Annotated in this window: 20 protein-coding genes and 1 tRNA gene; 12 read left to right on the forward strand and 9 right to left on the reverse strand. The window is 71.6% G+C overall.

The genetic code is table 11. From position 1 onward, the window contains the following. Window positions 1-19 precede the first annotated feature (19 nt). Window positions 20-700 carry a response regulator transcription factor gene (locus FDO65_RS03575; RefSeq protein ID WP_137448072.1) on the forward strand — a complete coding sequence of 227 codons (681 nt, stop codon included), beginning with the start codon at window positions 20-22 and terminating at the stop codon, window positions 698-700. Beyond that, window positions 697-1,707: a sensor histidine kinase gene (locus FDO65_RS03580; RefSeq protein WP_137448073.1), complete on the forward strand. Its 1,011-nt coding sequence runs from the start codon at window positions 697-699 to the stop codon at window positions 1,705-1,707. Before FDO65_RS03575 ends, FDO65_RS03580 begins: the two co-directional genes overlap by 4 nt. A 19-nt stretch (window positions 1,708-1,726) precedes the next feature. Here the strand turns inward: FDO65_RS03580 and FDO65_RS03585 are convergent, their stop codons facing one another. From FDO65_RS03585 to FDO65_RS03600, 4 genes are all read right to left on the reverse strand, one after another. Next, on the reverse strand, window positions 1,727-2,536 hold the full coding sequence (locus FDO65_RS03585) for an FAD:protein FMN transferase (protein ID WP_205849760.1): 810 nt from the start codon (window positions 2,534-2,536) through the stop codon (window positions 1,727-1,729). Beyond that, window positions 2,533-3,102 carry an FMN-binding protein gene (locus FDO65_RS03590; RefSeq protein WP_137448074.1) on the reverse strand — a complete coding sequence of 190 codons (570 nt, stop codon included), beginning with the start codon at window positions 3,100-3,102 and terminating at the stop codon, window positions 2,533-2,535. The genes FDO65_RS03585 and FDO65_RS03590 overlap by 4 nt, the downstream gene beginning before the upstream one ends. A gap of 5 nt (window positions 3,103-3,107) precedes the next feature. Continuing rightward, complete coding sequence (locus FDO65_RS03595; RefSeq protein ID WP_137448075.1) at window positions 3,108-4,601, reverse strand: ferredoxin reductase family protein; 1,494 nt, start codon at window positions 4,599-4,601, stop codon at window positions 3,108-3,110. A 134-nt stretch (window positions 4,602-4,735) separates the two neighbouring features. Further along, entirely contained in the window at window positions 4,736-5,272 is a 537-nt protein-coding gene (locus tag FDO65_RS03600) for an LURP-one-related/scramblase family protein (protein ID WP_166442019.1), read from the reverse strand. Between the two features lie 167 nt (window positions 5,273-5,439). Here FDO65_RS03600 and FDO65_RS03605 point away from each other — a divergent pair, with 167 nt between their 5' ends. From FDO65_RS03605 to FDO65_RS03615, 3 genes are read left to right on the forward strand one after another with little or no spacing between them, the layout of a single operon-like run. After that, window positions 5,440-6,498: a hypothetical protein gene (locus FDO65_RS03605; protein WP_137448077.1), complete on the forward strand. Its 1,059-nt coding sequence runs from the start codon at window positions 5,440-5,442 to the stop codon at window positions 6,496-6,498. Window positions 6,499-6,539: 41 nt separating this feature from the next. Further along, window positions 6,540-7,613 (forward strand): hypothetical protein, encoded by a 1,074-nt coding sequence (locus FDO65_RS03610; RefSeq protein ID WP_205849761.1) that lies wholly within the window; start codon window positions 6,540-6,542, stop codon window positions 7,611-7,613. Beyond that, window positions 7,610-8,935: an adenylosuccinate synthetase gene (locus tag FDO65_RS03615; protein WP_137448078.1), complete on the forward strand. Its 1,326-nt coding sequence runs from the start codon at window positions 7,610-7,612 to the stop codon at window positions 8,933-8,935. The genes FDO65_RS03610 and FDO65_RS03615 overlap by 4 nt, the downstream gene beginning before the upstream one ends. A gap of 4 nt (window positions 8,936-8,939) precedes the next feature. On the opposite strand, the gene FDO65_RS03620 is transcribed toward FDO65_RS03615, so the two are convergent. Further along, on the reverse strand, window positions 8,940-9,566 hold the full coding sequence (locus FDO65_RS03620) for an NUDIX hydrolase (protein ID WP_420847514.1): 627 nt from the start codon (window positions 9,564-9,566) through the stop codon (window positions 8,940-8,942). A 153-nt stretch (window positions 9,567-9,719) separates the two neighbouring features. On the opposite strand from FDO65_RS03620, the gene FDO65_RS03625 reads away from it, so the two are divergent. Beyond that, window positions 9,720-10,109 (forward strand): DUF1304 domain-containing protein, encoded by a 390-nt coding sequence (locus FDO65_RS03625; protein WP_137448079.1) that lies wholly within the window; start codon window positions 9,720-9,722, stop codon window positions 10,107-10,109. A gap of 6 nt (window positions 10,110-10,115) precedes the next feature. Here the strand turns inward: FDO65_RS03625 and FDO65_RS03630 are convergent, their stop codons facing one another. Then, window positions 10,116-10,616 (reverse strand): phosphate-starvation-inducible PsiE family protein, encoded by a 501-nt coding sequence (locus FDO65_RS03630; protein WP_240757399.1) that lies wholly within the window; start codon window positions 10,614-10,616, stop codon window positions 10,116-10,118. A gap of 281 nt (window positions 10,617-10,897) precedes the next feature. On the opposite strand from FDO65_RS03630, the gene FDO65_RS23265 reads away from it, so the two are divergent. Continuing rightward, a complete protein-coding gene (locus FDO65_RS23265) occupies window positions 10,898-11,164 on the forward strand; it encodes a PLD nuclease N-terminal domain-containing protein (RefSeq protein WP_420847515.1) in 267 nt (88 codons plus the stop codon). Here FDO65_RS23265 and FDO65_RS03640 read toward each other — a convergent pair. Next, a tRNA-Leu gene (locus tag FDO65_RS03640) sits at window positions 11,146-11,228 on the reverse strand. The genes FDO65_RS23265 and FDO65_RS03640 overlap by 19 nt on opposite strands. Window positions 11,229-11,341: 113 nt before the next feature. Between FDO65_RS03640 and FDO65_RS03645 the strand changes: the two genes are divergently transcribed. Then, window positions 11,342-12,694 (forward strand): M20/M25/M40 family metallo-hydrolase, encoded by a 1,353-nt coding sequence (locus tag FDO65_RS03645; RefSeq protein WP_137448081.1) that lies wholly within the window; start codon window positions 11,342-11,344, stop codon window positions 12,692-12,694. 71 nt (window positions 12,695-12,765) lie between these two features. On the opposite strand, the gene FDO65_RS03650 is transcribed toward FDO65_RS03645, so the two are convergent. Together FDO65_RS03650 and FDO65_RS03655 are read right to left on the reverse strand one after the other, a co-directional pair. Next, window positions 12,766-13,080, reverse strand: coding sequence for an AzlD domain-containing protein (locus FDO65_RS03650; RefSeq protein WP_137448082.1), 315 nt, complete (start codon window positions 13,078-13,080; stop codon window positions 12,766-12,768). Then, window positions 13,077-13,802: an AzlC family ABC transporter permease gene (locus FDO65_RS03655; RefSeq protein WP_137448083.1), complete on the reverse strand. Its 726-nt coding sequence runs from the start codon at window positions 13,800-13,802 to the stop codon at window positions 13,077-13,079. Before FDO65_RS03655 ends, FDO65_RS03650 begins: the two co-directional genes overlap by 4 nt. A 104-nt stretch (window positions 13,803-13,906) precedes the next feature. Here FDO65_RS03655 and FDO65_RS03660 point away from each other — a divergent pair, with 104 nt between their 5' ends. The 4 genes from FDO65_RS03660 to FDO65_RS03675 are packed head-to-tail and all read left to right on the forward strand — an operon-like array spanning window position 13,907 to window position 16,999. Further along, window positions 13,907-14,833, forward strand: a complete 927-nt coding sequence (locus tag FDO65_RS03660; RefSeq protein WP_137449431.1) for an ABC transporter ATP-binding protein — start codon at window positions 13,907-13,909, stop codon at window positions 14,831-14,833. Further along, window positions 14,833-15,642 (forward strand): ABC transporter permease, encoded by an 810-nt coding sequence (locus FDO65_RS03665; RefSeq protein WP_137448084.1) that lies wholly within the window; start codon window positions 14,833-14,835, stop codon window positions 15,640-15,642. The genes FDO65_RS03660 and FDO65_RS03665 overlap by 1 nt, the downstream gene beginning before the upstream one ends. Next, window positions 15,639-16,451 (forward strand): ABC transporter permease, encoded by an 813-nt coding sequence (locus tag FDO65_RS03670; RefSeq protein WP_137448085.1) that lies wholly within the window; start codon window positions 15,639-15,641, stop codon window positions 16,449-16,451. Before FDO65_RS03665 ends, FDO65_RS03670 begins: the two co-directional genes overlap by 4 nt. Then, entirely contained in the window at window positions 16,448-16,999 is a 552-nt protein-coding gene (locus FDO65_RS03675) for a hypothetical protein (RefSeq protein WP_137448086.1), read from the forward strand. The genes FDO65_RS03670 and FDO65_RS03675 overlap by 4 nt, the downstream gene beginning before the upstream one ends. The last annotated feature ends 57 nt before the right edge of the window (window positions 17,000-17,056 follow it).

Genomic DNA, 17,056 nt, shown 5'->3' on the forward strand with positions numbered 1-17,056 from the left:
CCGGCGATCGGAGGGCGCGATGTCGACGACCGGGCAGAAGCCCGCACCCGGGCCGCGGCTGCTGCTGGTGGAGGACGACCGACAGCTGGGTCCCCTGCTGGCCGAGATCCTCGACGAGGCCTACGAGGTCGATCTGGTCACCGATGGCCAAGCGGGCCTGCACGCCGGTCTGACGGGCGGGTACGCCGCCCTCGTCGTCGACCGCGGGTTGCCGGTGGTCGAGGGCCTGGACATCGTCCGCGGGCTGCGGCAGAACGGGGTGATCACCCCGGTCCTGGTGCTGACCGCTCGGGGGACGGTCGCGGACCGGGTCGAGGGGCTCGACGCCGGCGCCGAGGACTATCTGGTCAAGCCGTTCGAGATCGACGAGTTGCTCGCCCGGTTGCGGGCCCTGCTCCGCCGGTCTGCCGACGTCGCCCAGACCCTCGCGGTCGGCGTGCTCCGGTTCGACGTCCTCGGTCGCCGGGTGACGGGGCCGGACGGCATCGTCGACCTCTCCGGTCGGGAGGCCGCTCTGCTGGAGGTGCTGGCCCGTCGCCCCCAGCAGGTGTTCACCCGGCCCCAACTGTTGGCCGCGGTCTTCGACCCCGCCGACGATCCCGGCAGCGTCGACACCTACGTCTACTACCTGCGCCGCAAACTGGGCCGGGACTGCGTGCAGACGGTGCACGGCATGGGCTACCGGCTGGGGACACCGTGACCGGGTGGTTGCGGCGCGCCTCGACCGACACGGATCCGGCCTCGGCCCGGACGGATCCGGACCGGGTGCTGCTGCGCCGGGCGACCACCCGGATGGCCTGGCAGCTGGCCGCGGCCAGCGCCGTCGTCGTGGTGCTGGCCGGGTTGACCGCGCTGCTGATCAGCCCACTTGTGCGCGACCACCATGGTGGACGTCCCGGCGGCCCCGACCGGGACGACGAGATCCTGCGGGACCTGCTGCTCATCGCCGCGGTCGTCGGCGTGGCGATCGCGGGGGTGGTCGGGTTCCTCATCGCCCGCCGGGCGGTCGCGCCGCTCGGTGAAGCGCTGGCCCGGCAGCGCCGGTTCGTCGCCGACGCCGGTCACGAGTTACGTACTCCGCTGACGGTGATGCACACCCGGGCGCAATTGATCGCTCGGCGGATGCCGCCGGACGACCCGTCCCTCCCGGCGATGCATCAGCTGCTGGACGACAGCCGCGTACTACGGGAGATCGTCGATGAACTGCTGGCCAGTGCCGCCCTGACGGGCGATCCGTCGGCCGGGGAGCCGGTCCGACTCCGCCCCCTGCTGTCCGACATCGCCGCGTCGATGGGTGATCTCGCCCGTCAGGGCGGGGTGCGGATCGAGATGCAGGCCCCTGACGACCTGACGGTGGTCGGTGCCCCGATCGCGCTGCGGCGGGCGGTGTCCGCGCTGGTCGACAACGCGCTCGGCCACACCCCGGCCGGCGGCACGGTCGAGTTGGCTGCGGTCCGGGACGGCACGGGAGTCGTCGTCGCGGTCACCGACGACGGTGAGGGCTTCGGTGACCAGGACCCCCAGGAATTGACCCGCCGGTTCGCCCGCGGCTCGCGGTCGGCCGACGGGCCCGGCGGACGCCGCTTCGGGCTCGGGCTGGCCCTGGTCCGGGAGGTCGCCGTCGCCCACGGGGGTGAGCTGGTGTTGCGGCCGGGTCCGACCGGGGGCGCGCGGGCCGAACTGCATCTGCCCGCTCGCACGGGGTAGTCGGCCGGCCGTCCCAGGTTCAGTCGGACGACGGACCGAACACCGCGAGACTGCCGTCGCGCCAGACCACCAGGCCGCTGCGGCCGGGTCGACGTCGCAGCCAGGTGGCCGCGTCCGGTCCGCGGGCGTAGGCGGCGGTCGCGTCGATGTCGGCGTCGGTGACGGTGGCCGCGACGACCGTGACCGACGCGACGGCGTCCGGGGTCGCACCCGTGCGGGCGTCGACCAGGTGCGCACCGCGGTGGGTGGTGCCCGAGGTGGCCACGCCGCCGTCGAGGACCGGGACGACGGCCAGGACGCGGGTCGGGTCGGAAGGGTCCTCGATCCCGATCCGCCAGGGTGCGGCTCCGGGACGGACGGTGCGGCAGAGCATGTCGCCGCCGGCGGACAGGCAATAGTCGGTCGCGGTCAGCTCGTCGAGGTGGCGGGCCGCCCGGTCGACCGCCCAGCCCTTGACCACGCCGCTGGGGTCGAGCCGGGTACGTCCGTCCGGACCGGGCAGCCGGACGCTGAACGCGCCACCGCTCTCCTGTTCGGCCCGCTCGCCCAGCGCGAGCACCTCCCGGACCTCGGCCGGGCAGTCGTCGAGGGCGATCTGCCCCCGTCCGAGCCGGCTGATGGTCGAGTCCGGACGGTAGGTGCTGAACGTCAGGTCGATCTCCCGGAGGGTCTGCACAACCCGGATCCACGCCGAGTCGGCGGCCGCGTCGTCGGTGTGCCGACCGCGTAGCGCCAGGCTGACCGGCATGCCCATCACGTGCACGACCCGTCGGCGGATCGGCGCGGGGTCGGGCGGCGTCCGGACGTCGTCCGGCGACGCGGTGATCACAGGCCCGCCTGGTCGAGGGCGCTCTGCAGCGATGTCCGGTAGCCCTGGCTGGTGACGGTCGCACCGCTGACCATGTCGATGTCGGCACTCTGGGCGCTGACCGTCTCGGAGATCAGGACCGGCAGGGCGCGGGCGTTGATCTGCTGGTCCTTGCCGTTGCCGTCCGGGTACTGCAGGACCGAGACCTGGGTGATCCTGCCGCTCTCGACGGTGAGCTGGACCTGGACCGGGCCCCACCGGGTCTGGGCCACCGAGCCGGTGACCGTGGTCGAGCCGGATGTCGTCGAGGGGTCGGCGGTGGTCGGGGCCGCGGTCGCGGACGTCCCCGAGTTCGACGACGTGCCGGCAGAGGAACCTCCCGACGACGTTGTCCCGGATGACGTGCTGCCGGACGATCCGGTGGACGGCGCGCCGCCGGTGGTCGGGGCGGTTCCGCCGACGATGGGCGCGACCGCCGACGATTCGGGGAGGACTGTGGCGGCCGACGAGTTGGTGGAGGTCTTGTAGCTGAACAGCAGAACGACGGCGGACAGCGTGCTCATCGCCCACAGCAGGATGCGTCGCATGTCCGTCACCACCCGAAGGTCTCGGTGTGGAACCGTCCGGCCGGGAGTCCGGCGGCGACGGCGGAGCGGCGCAGCGAGGTCGCCCACGCATCGGGTCCGCAGGCGAAGACGTCGCGGTCGGCGATGTCGGGGACCAGGGTGCGCAGGGCGGCGGCGTCGTCGATCGGCGGGACTCCGGCACCGAGCCAGGAGTCGGGGGAACGGCGGATGCCCGGTAGATAGACGACCTGCAGTCCGCGGTGGTCGGCCAGGGCCCGCAGTTCGCGGGCGAACAGCGGCTGATCGGTGAAGCGGTAGATCAGCACGGCGTCTCCCGGTGCGTAGGGCAGGGCCTCGGCCAGTGCGCGCAGCGGGGCGACGCCCACTCCGGCGCCGATGAGGGCGACCCGCGGGCGGGTCCGAGCCCGGGCGCTGAGCCGCCCGTGCGGGCCCTCGACCAGCACCCGGGTGCCGGGCCGGAGCGCGGCCAGCGCGGCGGTGCCGTCCCCGACGATCCGGGCGGTGAAGCGCAGCCGGCCGTCGACCGGGGCGGCGGACAGCGAGTACGGGTGGGCCCGCGTCCAACCACGGCCGGACAGGAAGCGGAAGGTGAAGAACTGTCCGGCTTCCGGGCGCGGACCTTGTTCGCGCCCGGACAGGTGGACCGACACCACGCCCGGTCCCTCGGTGACCACCTCGGTCACGCGGAGCCCGTAGCGGGCGCTGCGCACCAGGGGCAGCCCCACCCGCCAGACGAGGATCGCCAGAGTGGCGGCGATCCACAGCCCCCACCAGAACACCACGCGGCCGGGGGAGGAGGTGAACTCCTGGCCGGTCCACAGCTGGTGGGGCAGGGCCAGACCGACTCCCAGGTAGGCGTACAGGTGCAGCAGGTGCCAGGACTCGTAGCGCAGACGGCGCCGGGCGGCCTTCACACTGGTGACCACGACCATCACCAGGCACGCCGTTCCGGCGACCGCGATCAGCATCCCGGGGTCGTCGACGGTCAGCTCCCACGCCGTCCCCGGGGTGGACAGCAGCCGCCCGCCGGCGTAACCCCACGTGATGAGCCCGAGGTGGGCGAACATCAGAGTGAACGAGGTGAACCCGAGGAGCCGGTGGCCGCGGGCCAGCCGCTCCTGACCGAAAGCCCGCTCCACCAGAGGGATCCGGGCCATGGCCAGCACCTGGAAGAGCAGCAGGACGGCCGAGACCAGGCCGGTCAGCCGGCCGGCCGAGTCCAGCCCGGACACCCAGCCGTGCAGATCGCGGATTCCGCCGCCGGTCGCCCACCACCAGATGACCAGACCCGTCGCACCGACGAGTGCGGCGACCACCAGGCGTCGGACCAGAGCGTCGCGCCGGGCCCGGGTCGTGTCGACCGAGGGCCGTAGGGAGCGGCCCTCGCCCCAGACCGTGGGGCTGCGCACGGTGACGCCGGCCGGGGCCGGCGATGGCGGGAACGTCGCCGTGGACGCTGCTGGGGTGAGCGGAGGAGAAGCGAAAGGCCGTACGGACATGGACCACCTGCAGCGAACGGGTCAGGGTGGGTTCCCCGACCTTTTCGATGGTCCGGTGGGTCGGTCAGAGCTTTCTCACAACGGCCGCTTCCGCGGTGTTCTCACAGCAGCTGCTCAGTCGCGTTCACCCGAGGTCAGCGGTTGTTCTCGTGCTGGATGGCGTCGATCCCGACGGCGGTGGCGATGGCCAGCACGGGATCGAGTCCGTCGACCTGGACGGCGAAGGCGTCGGTGATCGAGATCCAGCGCCGGGTGGTCGTCCCGACGGTGGCGCCGGCCCGCTCGAAGCTGAACTCGTGGTTAAGCATGTCGCCGTGGATCTCGACGTCGTCGCCGCCGTCGCCTTCGATCGCCCAGGTCTCGTGGACCGGGGCGAAGCCGGTCTTACGGATGGTCACGTCGGCCCGGCCCGGTCGCGACAGGGTGAACGTCGGGTGCACGTGCATCGGCGGGCGGGCGAGGTCGGCGACCTCGGCCCCGTCCGGGGTGAACATGCTCCACTTCTGGCCGACCAGCGTGAAGTGGCCCTTGAACCGGTAGGCCTCCTGGCCGGCGGCGTCGTCGACCCGGTAGCCCTCGATCGTGCCCAGGCGACGGTGCACGACGAAGGTGCCGGGCGGCAGCGCGGTGGGGGTCGACTCGGCCGACGACGAGGAATGCGAGTGGAACACCGAACCTCCAGGTGAGCGTGGGCGGCTCGTGACGGCGCGAGCGGCCGACGGCAGGACGGATCCAGCAGACCACCCGGCGGTGAGCGGACGGTCGCTGCTGGACCGGGCCCACCCGATCGAGCGCGGGCCCCTTGCGATGCACAGTTTGAGTCACTTAGACTCAAATCATGCTCACGACGACCGAGGCGATCGACCGGATCACCGAAGCCCGTACCGCGGCCGATCTCTTCGGTGACACCGCGACGTCCAACGATCCGGTGCGCGCCGCCCGCCGGCGGTTCCACGGTCTGCTGCAACTGGTCCACCCGGACCGCGCTCCGGGGGATCTCCGGGCGGCCGACGCGGCCATGCGGCTGACCGCGCTCTACGACGCCTGGACCGCTCCGGCGGCCGGGGCGCCGAGCGGAGTGGTGCTCCAGACCCGTTCGGCCGACTACGAACTCGGTGACCTGATCGGGCGAGGGAGCATCGCCAACCTGTACCGGGCCCGCGTCCTGGATGGGACGGTCGGCAGCGGGCGTGCGGTGGTCGTCAAGCTGCCGCGAGACCCGCGCGCCAACGGGCTCATCGAGGCCGACTTCGAGACCCTGAGCGCCCTCGGGCGTCTGACGTCGGTGGCGGACTCCGCCTGGCTGGCCGGGTACTACCCGTCCCTGGTCGATCGCGGCGTCCACCTCGGTGCGGACGGCGTAGAGCGCTCGTTCACCGTGCAGGAACCGCTGGGTGGTCCCGGATGGGCGACCCTCGCCCAGATCCACGCCGCCCATCCCGACGGCATCGACGGCGACGACTACGCCTGGATGCACCGGCGCCTGCTGTGGGCTCTGGCCGGGCTGCATCGCACCGGGCGAGTGCACGGCGCCGTCCACCCCGACAACGTGCTGGTCTGCTCCGACCCGCGCACCGTCGTCCTGCTGGGCCACTCGTTCTCGGTGCGGGCCGGGCAAGTGCTGAACGCCACCGTCGATGGTGCCGCCTACCCGCCGGAGGCGCTGGCCGGGCGTCCGGTCAGCGGCGAGAGCGACGTGTTCCAGGCCCACCGCCTGATGCTGACGATGCTCGGCGACCGGGCCACCCCGGCCGAGATCTGCTTCGCCCAGGGGTGTCTGCAGGACGCCGCGGCGCTACGCCCGACCGCGGCCGACTTGATCACGGAATTTGACGATTTCATCGACCACACCTACGGGCCGCGGCGGTTCCGACCCTTCCCGCTGCCCAATAGCTGACCTCTGTTCCTCACCCACCACCCTGAAAGGGAGTGCCCGTCATGGGAAACGGCACCTGGTCCGACCACACCTACAACGCCGCCCGCACGTTCCGGGCCGCCACCGGCGCCGCCGACTTCGGCTACACCGCGGCGACCCGGTCGCAGCACCCGGACACCTGGAAGGCGCACCCCACGCTCGACCCGCTGAACGTGAGTGCCCGCGAAAGCCGCGACTCCGACGAGCACCCGGACGCGCTGCCGGTCGCCGTGCTGTTCGACGTCACCGGCTCGATGGGGCAGGTGCCGCGCATCCTGCAGACCAAGCTGGGCAAGCTGCACGGCCTGATCCAGCGCAAGGGCTACGCCCGTGACCCGCAGATCCTGTTCGGCGGGATCGGCGATGCCGACACCGATCGGGTGCCGCTGCAGGTCGGGCAATTCGAGAGCGACAACCGGATGGACGAGCAGCTCCGCACCATCTTCCTGGAAGGTGGTGGTGGCGGGCAGAAGTCGGAGTCCTACGAGCTGGCCGCGTACTTCATGGCTCGGCACATCAGGACGGACGCCTGGGAGAAGCGGCAGCGCAAGGGCTACCTGTTCATCATCGGCGACGAGTTCAACAAGCCGCGGCTGGCCGCCCGACACATCCGCCGGGTTATCGGCGACGACGTCCGCCTGGACGTCTCGGTCGAGTCGGTCTACCGCGAGCTGAGCCGGCAGTGGAACGTGTTCTTCATCCTGCCCCGGCAGAGTGCCTACTTCGACGACCCGGCAATCATCGATCACTGGCGGAAACTGTTGGGGCAGAACGCGATGAAGCTCGACGACCCGGCCGCCGTGTGCGAGTTGATCGCCCTGACCATCGGTCTCGGTGAGGATCGGGTCGACGTCGCCGACGGACTGGCCGATCTCGCCGACGTCGGATCCGGCGCGGAGGCGCAGTCGGTCCGTCGCGCGCTGGAGGGCGCGGCTGACGGTCGGAACCGGCGGACGTCGGCCGATGACGACGACGCGCTCCGCGCCCGCAACGGCGGGTGGGGGCGGCTGCGCCGGCTCGCGCACGGCACGGTCGCCATCCGGGGTGCCGGGACACCGGCCGGGTTGGACGACGCCGGCGGGGTGACGTTCCGATGACCGCCGCCCTGCCGTGGGCGGACGGCCGCCATGTCGTGGTGGTGGATCTCGGGTTCGGCGACGCCGGCAAGGGCGCCACCGTCGACTGGCTGTGCTCGCCGCGGTCGGGGCTCGACGTCAGTGCGGTCGTCCGCTTCAACGGCGGCGCTCAGGCCGCCCACAACGTGGTCGTCGGCGGACGGCACCACACGTTCCGGCAGTTCGGGTCGGGCACCTTCAGCGGCGTCCGCACCCTGCTCTCCCGGTACGTGCTGGTCGACCCGTACGCGCTGGCCCAGGAATCGGATCAACTCGCCGCCCTCGGCGTCGACCGTCCGCTCGATTTGATCGAGATCCACCGTGACGCGTTGATCACCACCCCACTGCACCGCCTGGCCAACCGGGCCCGGGAGGACGCCCGCGGTACCGCCCGGCATGGGTCCTGCGGGACGGGCGTGGGAGAGACCGTCGCCTACGCGCTCGACCACCCGGACGCGTTGCGGGTGCGGGACTGCGCGGACGGGGCGCTGGTCAACCGCAAGCTGGTGGCGCTCCTCGAGTACTACCGGCCGTTGCTGGCCGCCGACGGCGCGCTGCCGGCGGGAGCCGGGCCGGGCGCGATCGCCGACATGGTGGGGACGTACCTGGCCTTCGCGCAGGCGGTGGAGGTCGTGGGTGACGAACGGCTGGCCCAGTTGGCCGCGGCGGGCACTCTGGTGTTCGAGGGGGCGCAGGGGGTGCTGCTCGACGAGTGGCACGGCTTCCACCCGCACACCACCTGGTCGACCACCACGCCGGACAACGCCCTGACCTTGCTGGCCGAGATCGACGCGAGGGGTGTCGTTCTCGGGGTGACGCGCACCTACAGCACCCGGCACGGCCATGGCCCGTTCCCGTCGGTGGACGTCGGTCTGGACGCGCTGCTGCCGGAGCCGCACAACGGCGCCGGCCGCTACCAGGGCGAGTTCCGGGTGGGTCACCTCGATCTCCCGCTGCTGCACTACGCGGTGCAGGCCAGCCGACGGGTGGATGCGCTGGTGGTGAACCACCTGGACGCGGTCGACACCGCCGCGCTGCGGATGGTCGACGGCCACGTCGACGCGGACGGTCGCGCGATGACAGCGCCGACCGCCGCGTTCGACCACGACCTCGATCGTCAGCAGGCGCTGACCGACGCGTTCAGCGAGGCCGGTGTCGTGACCCGACCGGTGGCCGGAGGGGCCGCCGTCCTGGCGGAGATCGAGACCGGACTGGGCCGCCCGGTGGTGCTGACCGCCGACGGCCCGGACCGGAGCGACCGTTCCGTCGTGAACACCCACGGGACGGCCCAGCGGGCGGCCTGAGGCGTCAGGTCCACACCCACGGCTGATACGGCCGTCCAGGCCCACCGGACCGGACGGCCGCCTCGGCCTGCTGCAGACCGGGCATGCTCCGCAGCATCCGGTTGAGGTTGCCGCGGTCCGGGCGCGAGCCGCTCAACGCTTCGGCCAGCGCCAGCGCCCGGGCGGTACTGAACTCCTCGCCCAGGATGGCGCGGGTGAAGGTCCGGTCCCGCCAGAGCAGACCGGCCAGCGCGGCGCGGGCGACCTCGAGGATGGGACCGTGGTCGAAGGCCAGGTGCGGTACCTGGCCGAACGCGAACCAGGACGCGGTGTCGACCGGCGCGGCCGGGTCGACCACCGCCCACATGGACAGTGAGAGGGTCGGGCCCCGGGGGTCGCGCAGGGGCTCGTCGAAGGTGGCCAGCTGCCCGACCCCCCGGATGTGCTCGGGCGGCAGGCCGACCTTGCCGGTGATCGCGCGCAGGGCGGCGTCGTACAGGCGCTCCCCGCGACCGAGGAGCACCCCGGGCAGAGCCAGCTCGCCCGCGAACGGTTCCCGGTCCCGCCGGATGATCGCCACGCTCGGTGTTGCCTCGGTCACCGCGAACCGTACGGCGACGACGTCGACCGACACCATGGACGCCTCGGGCAGGGACACACCCGGATTCTACGAACCGCTCCGCCTCAGGCACTCGATCGACTCGTCACGGATGTACACCGCAGGGGCCTGTTTCCGTCCATCTGTGACGAGTCGATGCCAAGCTGGTGGCATCGCCGCGTCGGTCGGCGCGGGGCAGGGGGAGACATGCTGATCGCCGGGTGCGTGGTCGCGGCTGTCGCGGCGCTGATCCACGCCTACATCTTCGTTCTCGAGTCGGTGCTGTGGCGGACGCCCCGGGCCAGGAGGGTGTTCGGCAGCACCGAGCAGGCCGCCGCCGCCACGGCGCCGATGGCGTTCAACCAGGGGTTTTACAACCTGTTCCTCACCATCGAGGTCGTCGTCGGCATCGTGCTGTTGGCTGCCGGGTACACCGCGGCCGGTGCGACCGCCGTCCTCATCGGCACCGGCTCGATGCTCGCTGCCGGCCTGGTCCTCATCCTGTCCGATCGGTCCAAGGCACGGCCCGCGCTGATCCAGGCGGTGCCGCCGTTGATTGCGATCGTGCTGCTCGTGATCGGCCTGGTCAGCCGCTGACCTGCTTCACGACTTCTCCGCGGGGGCATCCGGGTTGTCGGCGGTGAACGGCCCCTCGTCGTCACCCTCGCCGGGTTCCCGCTCCTTGCGGCGGAGCAGCAACGCCGTGCCACCGAGCAACAGGACCAGGACGCCGAGCACGCCGACCTCCCACATCGCGTCGGAGAACGGGGTGCCGGTGCCGATCTCGTCGGCCGCCTTCACCGACAGCACCACGATTTCCTTGATGGAGGCGATGATGCCGACCAGCAGGAACGGTTCGGCGATCAGCTCCCGGCGGGCGATCGTGATCCGCACGGCGTACAGCAACTCGACGACGATGAAGACGAGCAACAGGGTGTCGAGCATCTCCAACGCCGACTGGGCCGCGCTGTCGCCGGAGAACAGCGGCGGGATCGAACGGGCGGCGATGACGAACGCGCCGATGGCCAGGATCAGCAGGAAGACCGCGACCCCGGCGTAGACGATGCCCTCGGCGATCTCCAGTGCCCGGTTGCCGGCGCGCACGAGGGGTGGAACGTCGGCGTCGGTCGTCTCGTCCTGCGGACGGCGGCGGCGCGGTGCGTCCGTGATGACGACCTCCGGTGGTCGGACTCGAACCGACGGTCGAGTGGTCTGGTGATCATGGTTTCGGGTGGTGGTCCCGTCAAGGCGAGGGTTCGGCGAGCGCCGCTTCCGGCGCGTGAGGTTCTCAGCCGATGGTGCGGCGGTACCTTCGGCCCTGTTCCGACGGCGCGGTGGAACCCAGACTGCGGTTCATGACGACGAGCACGCGGAAGTGGCAGGACATGTCGCCCAGCCGACGGGCGGGTCTCGCGGTCGGCACTCTCGGACAACTGGCGTTGCTCGGCGCGGCCCTGCGCAGTCTGAGCAAGCGGTCCGCCGCGGAACTCAATGGTCCCCGGGCCCTGTGGATCGCCGTCTCGTTCGTGAACTTCGTCGGCCCCATCACCTATTTCGTCCTGGGACGCCGCCGATCTACCGACCGGGGAAGCGAAGGTGCCGCGCGAGAGCCAACGACAAGAAAGAGAGGATGTGTCCGAGGGGGGACTTGAACCCCCACGCCCTTGCGGGCACTAGCACCTCAAGCTAGCGCGTCTGCCATTCCGCCACCCGGACCGGTGTGCCGCGCCATCAGCGCTGCGACGTCAAAGACTACTCGATCGCGGGAGCCGGAACCAACTGCGCAGGCCAGGGATGGTGCCGGGGCCGTCGGGGTGTAGGAAAGAGGCATGGCGCCTGACACCTCGCTCCCGTCCGATCGCCCCTCGCATGACGGCCCCGACGTGGCCGTGGAGGAGGTCGTCGGCCTGTGCAGCGAGCTGATCCGCTTCGACTCAGTGAACACCGGTGACCCGGCGACCATCGGGGACGGGGAAGCCCGGGCGGCCCGCTACCTCCAGGAGAAGCTGGAGGAGGTCGGGTATGAGACGACCTACGTCGAGGCCACCCCGGGCCGTGGCAACGTCATCTGCCGGCTACCCGGTGCCGACCCGTCCCGCGGGGCCCTGCTGGTCCACGGACACGTCGACGTCGTCCCGGCCGATGCCTCCGAGTGGACGGTGGACCCGTTCTCCGGTGCCGTGCAGGACGGGTACGTCTGGGGTCGGGGCGCGGTCGACATGAAGGACATGGTCGCCATGACGGTCGCGGTGGCCCGCGACTTCAAGCGCCGCGGGGTCGTCCCGCCCCGCGATCTGATCTTCGCCTTCATGTCCGACGAGGAGGCCGGCGGCCTGTTCGGTGCGCACTGGCTGGTCGAGCATCACCCCGAGCTCTTCGAGGGGGCCACCGAGGCCATCTCCGAGGTCGGCGGCTACTCCATCACCATCGGCGACGACGAGCGGGCCTACCTGTTCGCTGCGGCCGAGAAGGGCGTCGCCTGGGCCACTCTCACCGCCACCGGCCGGGCCGGACACGGGTCGATGATCAACGACGACAACGCGGTCACCCGCATCGCCCGGGCCGTCACCGCCCTGGGCAGCCATGAATTCCCCATCGTCCGGACCGCCACCATCAATGCCCTGCTGGCCAAGGTCACCGAACTGACCGGACTGGAGTTCCCGGACGACGACCTCGAGGGCAGCATCCGCAAGCTGGGCCCGGTCGCCCGGATCTTGAACGCCACCCTGCGCAACACCGCGAACCCGACCATGCTGTCGGCCGGCTACAAGGCCAACGTCATCCCGTCGACCGCCAAGGCCACCGTGGACTGCCGGGTGCTGCCCGGCTCCGAGGACGGCTTCCGCGAGCAGGTCGCTGAGATCGTCGGCCCTGATGTCGACATCGAGTGGGTGTGGCAGCCGCCGCTGGAGTACCCGGCGTCCGGGGACCTGGTCGATGCCATGGCCGCGGCCCTGGAGGCCGAGGACCCCCACGGGCATCTAGTGCCATACATGCTCTCCGGCGGCACCGACAACAAGGCGTTCGCCAAGCTCGGCGTCGTCGGGTACGGGTTCTCCCCGCTGCGGCTGCCGGCCGACCTGGACTTCAGTGCCCTGTTCCACGGGGTCGACGAACGGGTGCCGATCGATGCCCTGCAGTTCGGTGTCCGGGTCCTGGACCGGTTGCTCCGCAACTGCTGACCCACGCCAGGGGTCGGTCAAGACTGCCGCTACCGCATGAGCGGTAGCGACACTTTTGACCGACCCGGGGGTCAGCTCCCTGGCCAGATCAGCCGGACGAGCGCGGTGGTGGCCGCGGCCAGCCCGACCACCACCAGGAACGGCCACCGCCGCCACACCGCGATCCCGGCCACCGCGAGCCCCGCGACCCGGGCGTCCACCGTCAACGACGTTCCGGTCGAGAACGTCTGCAGCACGATCAAGGCCGCCAGCAGCACGACGGGCAGCAGCCCGGCGACCCGGTGCACCGTCCGGTTGTCCAGCACCCGCCGGGGCACCGAGAGTCCGGCCAGCTTGAGCAGGTAGCAGCCCAGCGCCCCGCCCAGGACGCCCCACCACAGCGTCATGCGGGGACGTCCGCAGACCGGCCACGGCGCCGCACCAGGGCCGCGACCACGCCGACCACCGCGGCCAGCAGCACCGGCACGCCGACCGGGACGAACGGCACCGCCAGCACCGCGACCGCGGCGGCCAGGCCGGCGACCACCCAGGCGTGCCCGCCGGTGAGCCGGGGGGCCAGCAGAGCCAGGAACGCGGCCGGCGCCGCGGCGTCCAGCCCCAGCACCCGCGGCTCGGCCAGCCACGACGCCCCCAGCGCGCCGATCAGGGTGCCCAGGTTCCACAACACGAACACCCCGAGTCCGGTGGCCCAGAAACCGAGTCGCGCCGAACGCGGGTCGCGGCGGGCCACGGCCATCGCCGTCGACTCGTCGATCACTAGCTGAGCGGCCAGCAGCCGACGCGGACCTTGGGCCTGCAGGATCTCGGTCAGTCGCAGCCCGTAGAGCGCGTTACGGACGCCGAGCAGGATCGCCGTCACCGCGCCGGCCACCGGGGCGCCGCCGCCGGCGACCACCGCGACCAGCCCGAACTGGCTGGCCCCGGTGAACATCAGCGCGGACAGTGCCATCGTCTGCCAGACGTCCAGCCCGGTGGCCAGCGCGATGGCGCCGAACGACAGCCCGTACGCGCCGGTGGCGACAGCGACCCCTGCGGCGTCCCGGAGCACCTCCCGGCGGTCGGGTACAGCGCACGGCGGCTTGACGGACTCTGACTCGGACTCGGGCACGGCGCTCACCGTAGGCCGCCGGACGACCCGAGTCCGCGCTGCGTGCCGACTGTCGGTGCCGCCACGTAGCGTCGGTCGGCGTGAGCGTCGTTGCCGATGAACCGATGATCAGCGCCCGGGGCCTGCGCAAGTCGTTCCCGGTCAAGGGCGGCCAGTTCGAGGCGGTGCGGGGCATTGACGTGCAGGTGCGCCGGGGCGAGGCATTCGGGTTCCTCGGCCCCAACGGGGCCGGCAAGTCCTCGACCATGCGGATGGTGGCGGCCGTGTCGCCGCCGACGGCGGGGGAGTTGCGCATCCTCGGCCTGGACCCGGCCACCCACGGCCCGGACATCCGGGCCCGGATCGGGGTCTGTCCGCAGGACGACACCCTCGACCTGGAGCTAAGTGTCGTCGACAACCTGTACATCTACGGCCGCTACTTCGGCATCCCGCGGCGGGAGCTCCGGGAGCGGTGCGAGGAGCTGCTGGGCTTCGTGCAGCTGCTCGACAAGCGGGACGCCAAGGTCGACGGCCTGTCCGGCGGGATGAAGCGCCGGCTGACCATCGCCCGCTCCCTGGTCAACTCGCCCGATCTGCTGCTGCTCGACGAACCGACCACCGGTCTGGATCCCCAGGCTCGACACCTGCTGTGGGACCAGCTGTTCCGGCTCAAGCAGCAGGGCGTGACCCTGGTCCTCACCACCCACTACATGGACGAGGCGGAGCAGCTGTGCGATCGCCTGGTGGTGATGGACGGCGGCGTCATCGTCGCCGAGGGTCCACCGCAGCAGCTGATCCGCACCCACGCCACCCGCGAGGTCGCCGAACTCCGCTTCGGGACCGGCGAGCACGAGGCGCTGTCCGAGCAGGTCGTCGACCTGGCCGAGCGGGTCGAGGTGCTGCCCGACCGGCTGTTGCTCTACACCGAGAACGGGGAGGAGACGCTGGCCGCGGTGCACGCCCGGGGTCTGCGTCCGGTGGCGTCCCTGGTCCGGCGGTCGTCGCTGGAGGACGTGTTCCTGCGGCTGACCGGACGGGCGCTGGTCGACTGATGGCCACCACCGACTCCCACGTCCGCGTCCGCCGCGCACCCCTGGCCGGGCGGCTCACCGACTACTGGTTCACCGTCTACCGCCGCACCTGGAAGGGCAGCATCGTCTCGTCGTTCGTGACGCCGCTGCTGTACGTGCTCTCGCTCGGCGTGCTGCTCGGCGGGTACGTGCGGGCCGACCCGGCCACGCTGGAAGGCGCCCCGACCTACGTCGCGTTCGTCGCCCCCGGCATGCTGGCCGCCGCCTCGATGCAGATGGTGTTCGGCGAGCTGTCCTACAACGTGTTCGGCCGGATCCGCTGGCAGAAGACCTACCACGCGATGACGGCCAGCCCGCTCGGTGTCACCGACATCGTGCAGTCGCAGGTCGCCTACGTGCTGGCCCGGGTCACGCTGGCCGCCGCGGTGTTCGTGATCGTCCTCGCGCCGTTCGGGGTGTTCGCCTCGCCCGGCGGCGCCGTGCTGGCCCTGCTGGCCCAGCCGCTCATCGCGCTCGCGTTCGCGACCCCGGTCTTCGCGTTCTCGGCCTGGGTGACCAGCGACTCCGCGTTCGCCCTGCTGTTCCGATTGGCCATGCTGCCGCTGTTCCTGTTCTCCGGGGCGTTCTTCCCGATCGCCAACCTGGGTCCGGTACTGGAGACCGTGGCCCGGCTCAGCCCGCTCTGGCACGGCGTCGACCTGACCCGGATGCTGACCCTCGGCACCGTCGAGGTGGGCCCGGTGCTGGTCCACCTGGTCTACCTGCTGGTCCTCGGCGGGGTCGGCTATCTGCTGGCCGTGCGCGCCCTGACCCGCAAGCTCGTCCGATGAGCGCGCTCACCCACCTCGCGCTGCGCGAGGAACGCCGCCGCCGCGGCGCGCTCGCCTCGGCCGGTGTGGTCGTGCACCGCAACTACCTCACCTACCGCCGCATGTGGTGGCTGTTCCTCTCCGGCTTCCTCGAGCCGGTGCTCTATCTGTTCTCGATCGGCGTCGGCGTCGGCCAGCTGGTGACCGGCTTCGAGGTCGACGGCCGAGAGATCTCCTACGCGGCTTTCGTGGCCCCCGGCATGCTGGCGTTCGCAGCGATGAACGGCACCCTGCTCGACGCGACCATGAACTTCTTCTTCAAGCTCAAGTTCGCCAAGACCTTCGACCAGATGCTCGCCACCCCGCTCTCCACCCGGGACATCGCGCTCGGCGAGCTGGCCTGGTCGCTGGCCCGCGGTGGCATCTACTCGACCGCGTTCCTGCTGCTGATGGTCGTCCTCGGTCTGGTCCAGTCGTGGTGGGCGGTGCTGGTCGTGCCGGCCGCACTGCTGATCGGGGTCGCGTTCGGCGCGGTCGGGATGGCCCTGACCACCTGGATGCGGACGTTCCAGGACTTCGAGTGGGTCACCGTCGCCACGCTGCCGATGTTCCTGTTCTCGGCCACGTTCTATCCGGTGACCACCTACCCCCGGTGGCTGCAGCTGTTCGCCGAGATCACCCCGCTGTACCGGGGTGTCGTGCTGGTCCGCGAGCTGTGCCTGGGCACCGTCGGTCCCGCCGCCCTGGTCTCGGTGGTCTACCTGCTGCTGCTCGGGGTGGCCGGTCTGCTGGTGGTGCGTCGCCGGCTGGACCGGTTGCTGCTGCGGTGAGCGGTCTGCAGATCCCGCACCGGCTGGTCGCCTGGGGCACCACGAGAGCCGAGCGCGACGCCCGACACCCGGCCGACCGGCACGTACCGGCCGGAGGTGAGCACCTGGTGCGGGCGATCGACGTCGACGCCGATCCCGCCGTGGTGTACCGCTGGCTGGTCCAGCTGTCGGTCGCGCCCTACTCCTATGACCTGATCGACAATCTGGGCCGCCGGAGCCCTCGGACCCTGACGCCGGGCGCCGACGATCTGCGGCTCGGCCAGCACGTGCTGATCGGGCCGCTGGTCGAGATCCTGCCCGGGCGCGGGTTCGTCACCGCGGCCGGGCCGACCGGGCAGCGCCTGTTCGGCGACATCGCGATGAGCTACGAGGCGGTACCAGGCATCTCGACCCCCGGACGTATCCGGGTCTGCCTCGCCCTGGGGCCGCGACGGCGACACAGCCTGGGCGTCTGGCGCACCGTGCTGGCCGCCGGGGATCTGGTGATGATGCGCAAGCAACTCCACACCCTGCGCGACCTGGCCCAGCGCACCTCGGGCGGCGCCTGAGCGCCGACGGGCAGGCCCACGGATTGTTGAACGCGAAACATCCGCAACACGCAAGCT

Source organism: Nakamurella flava (genome assembly GCF_005298075.1).
In the GTDB taxonomy this organism is placed as follows: domain Bacteria; phylum Actinomycetota; class Actinomycetes; order Mycobacteriales; family Nakamurellaceae; genus Nakamurella; species Nakamurella flava.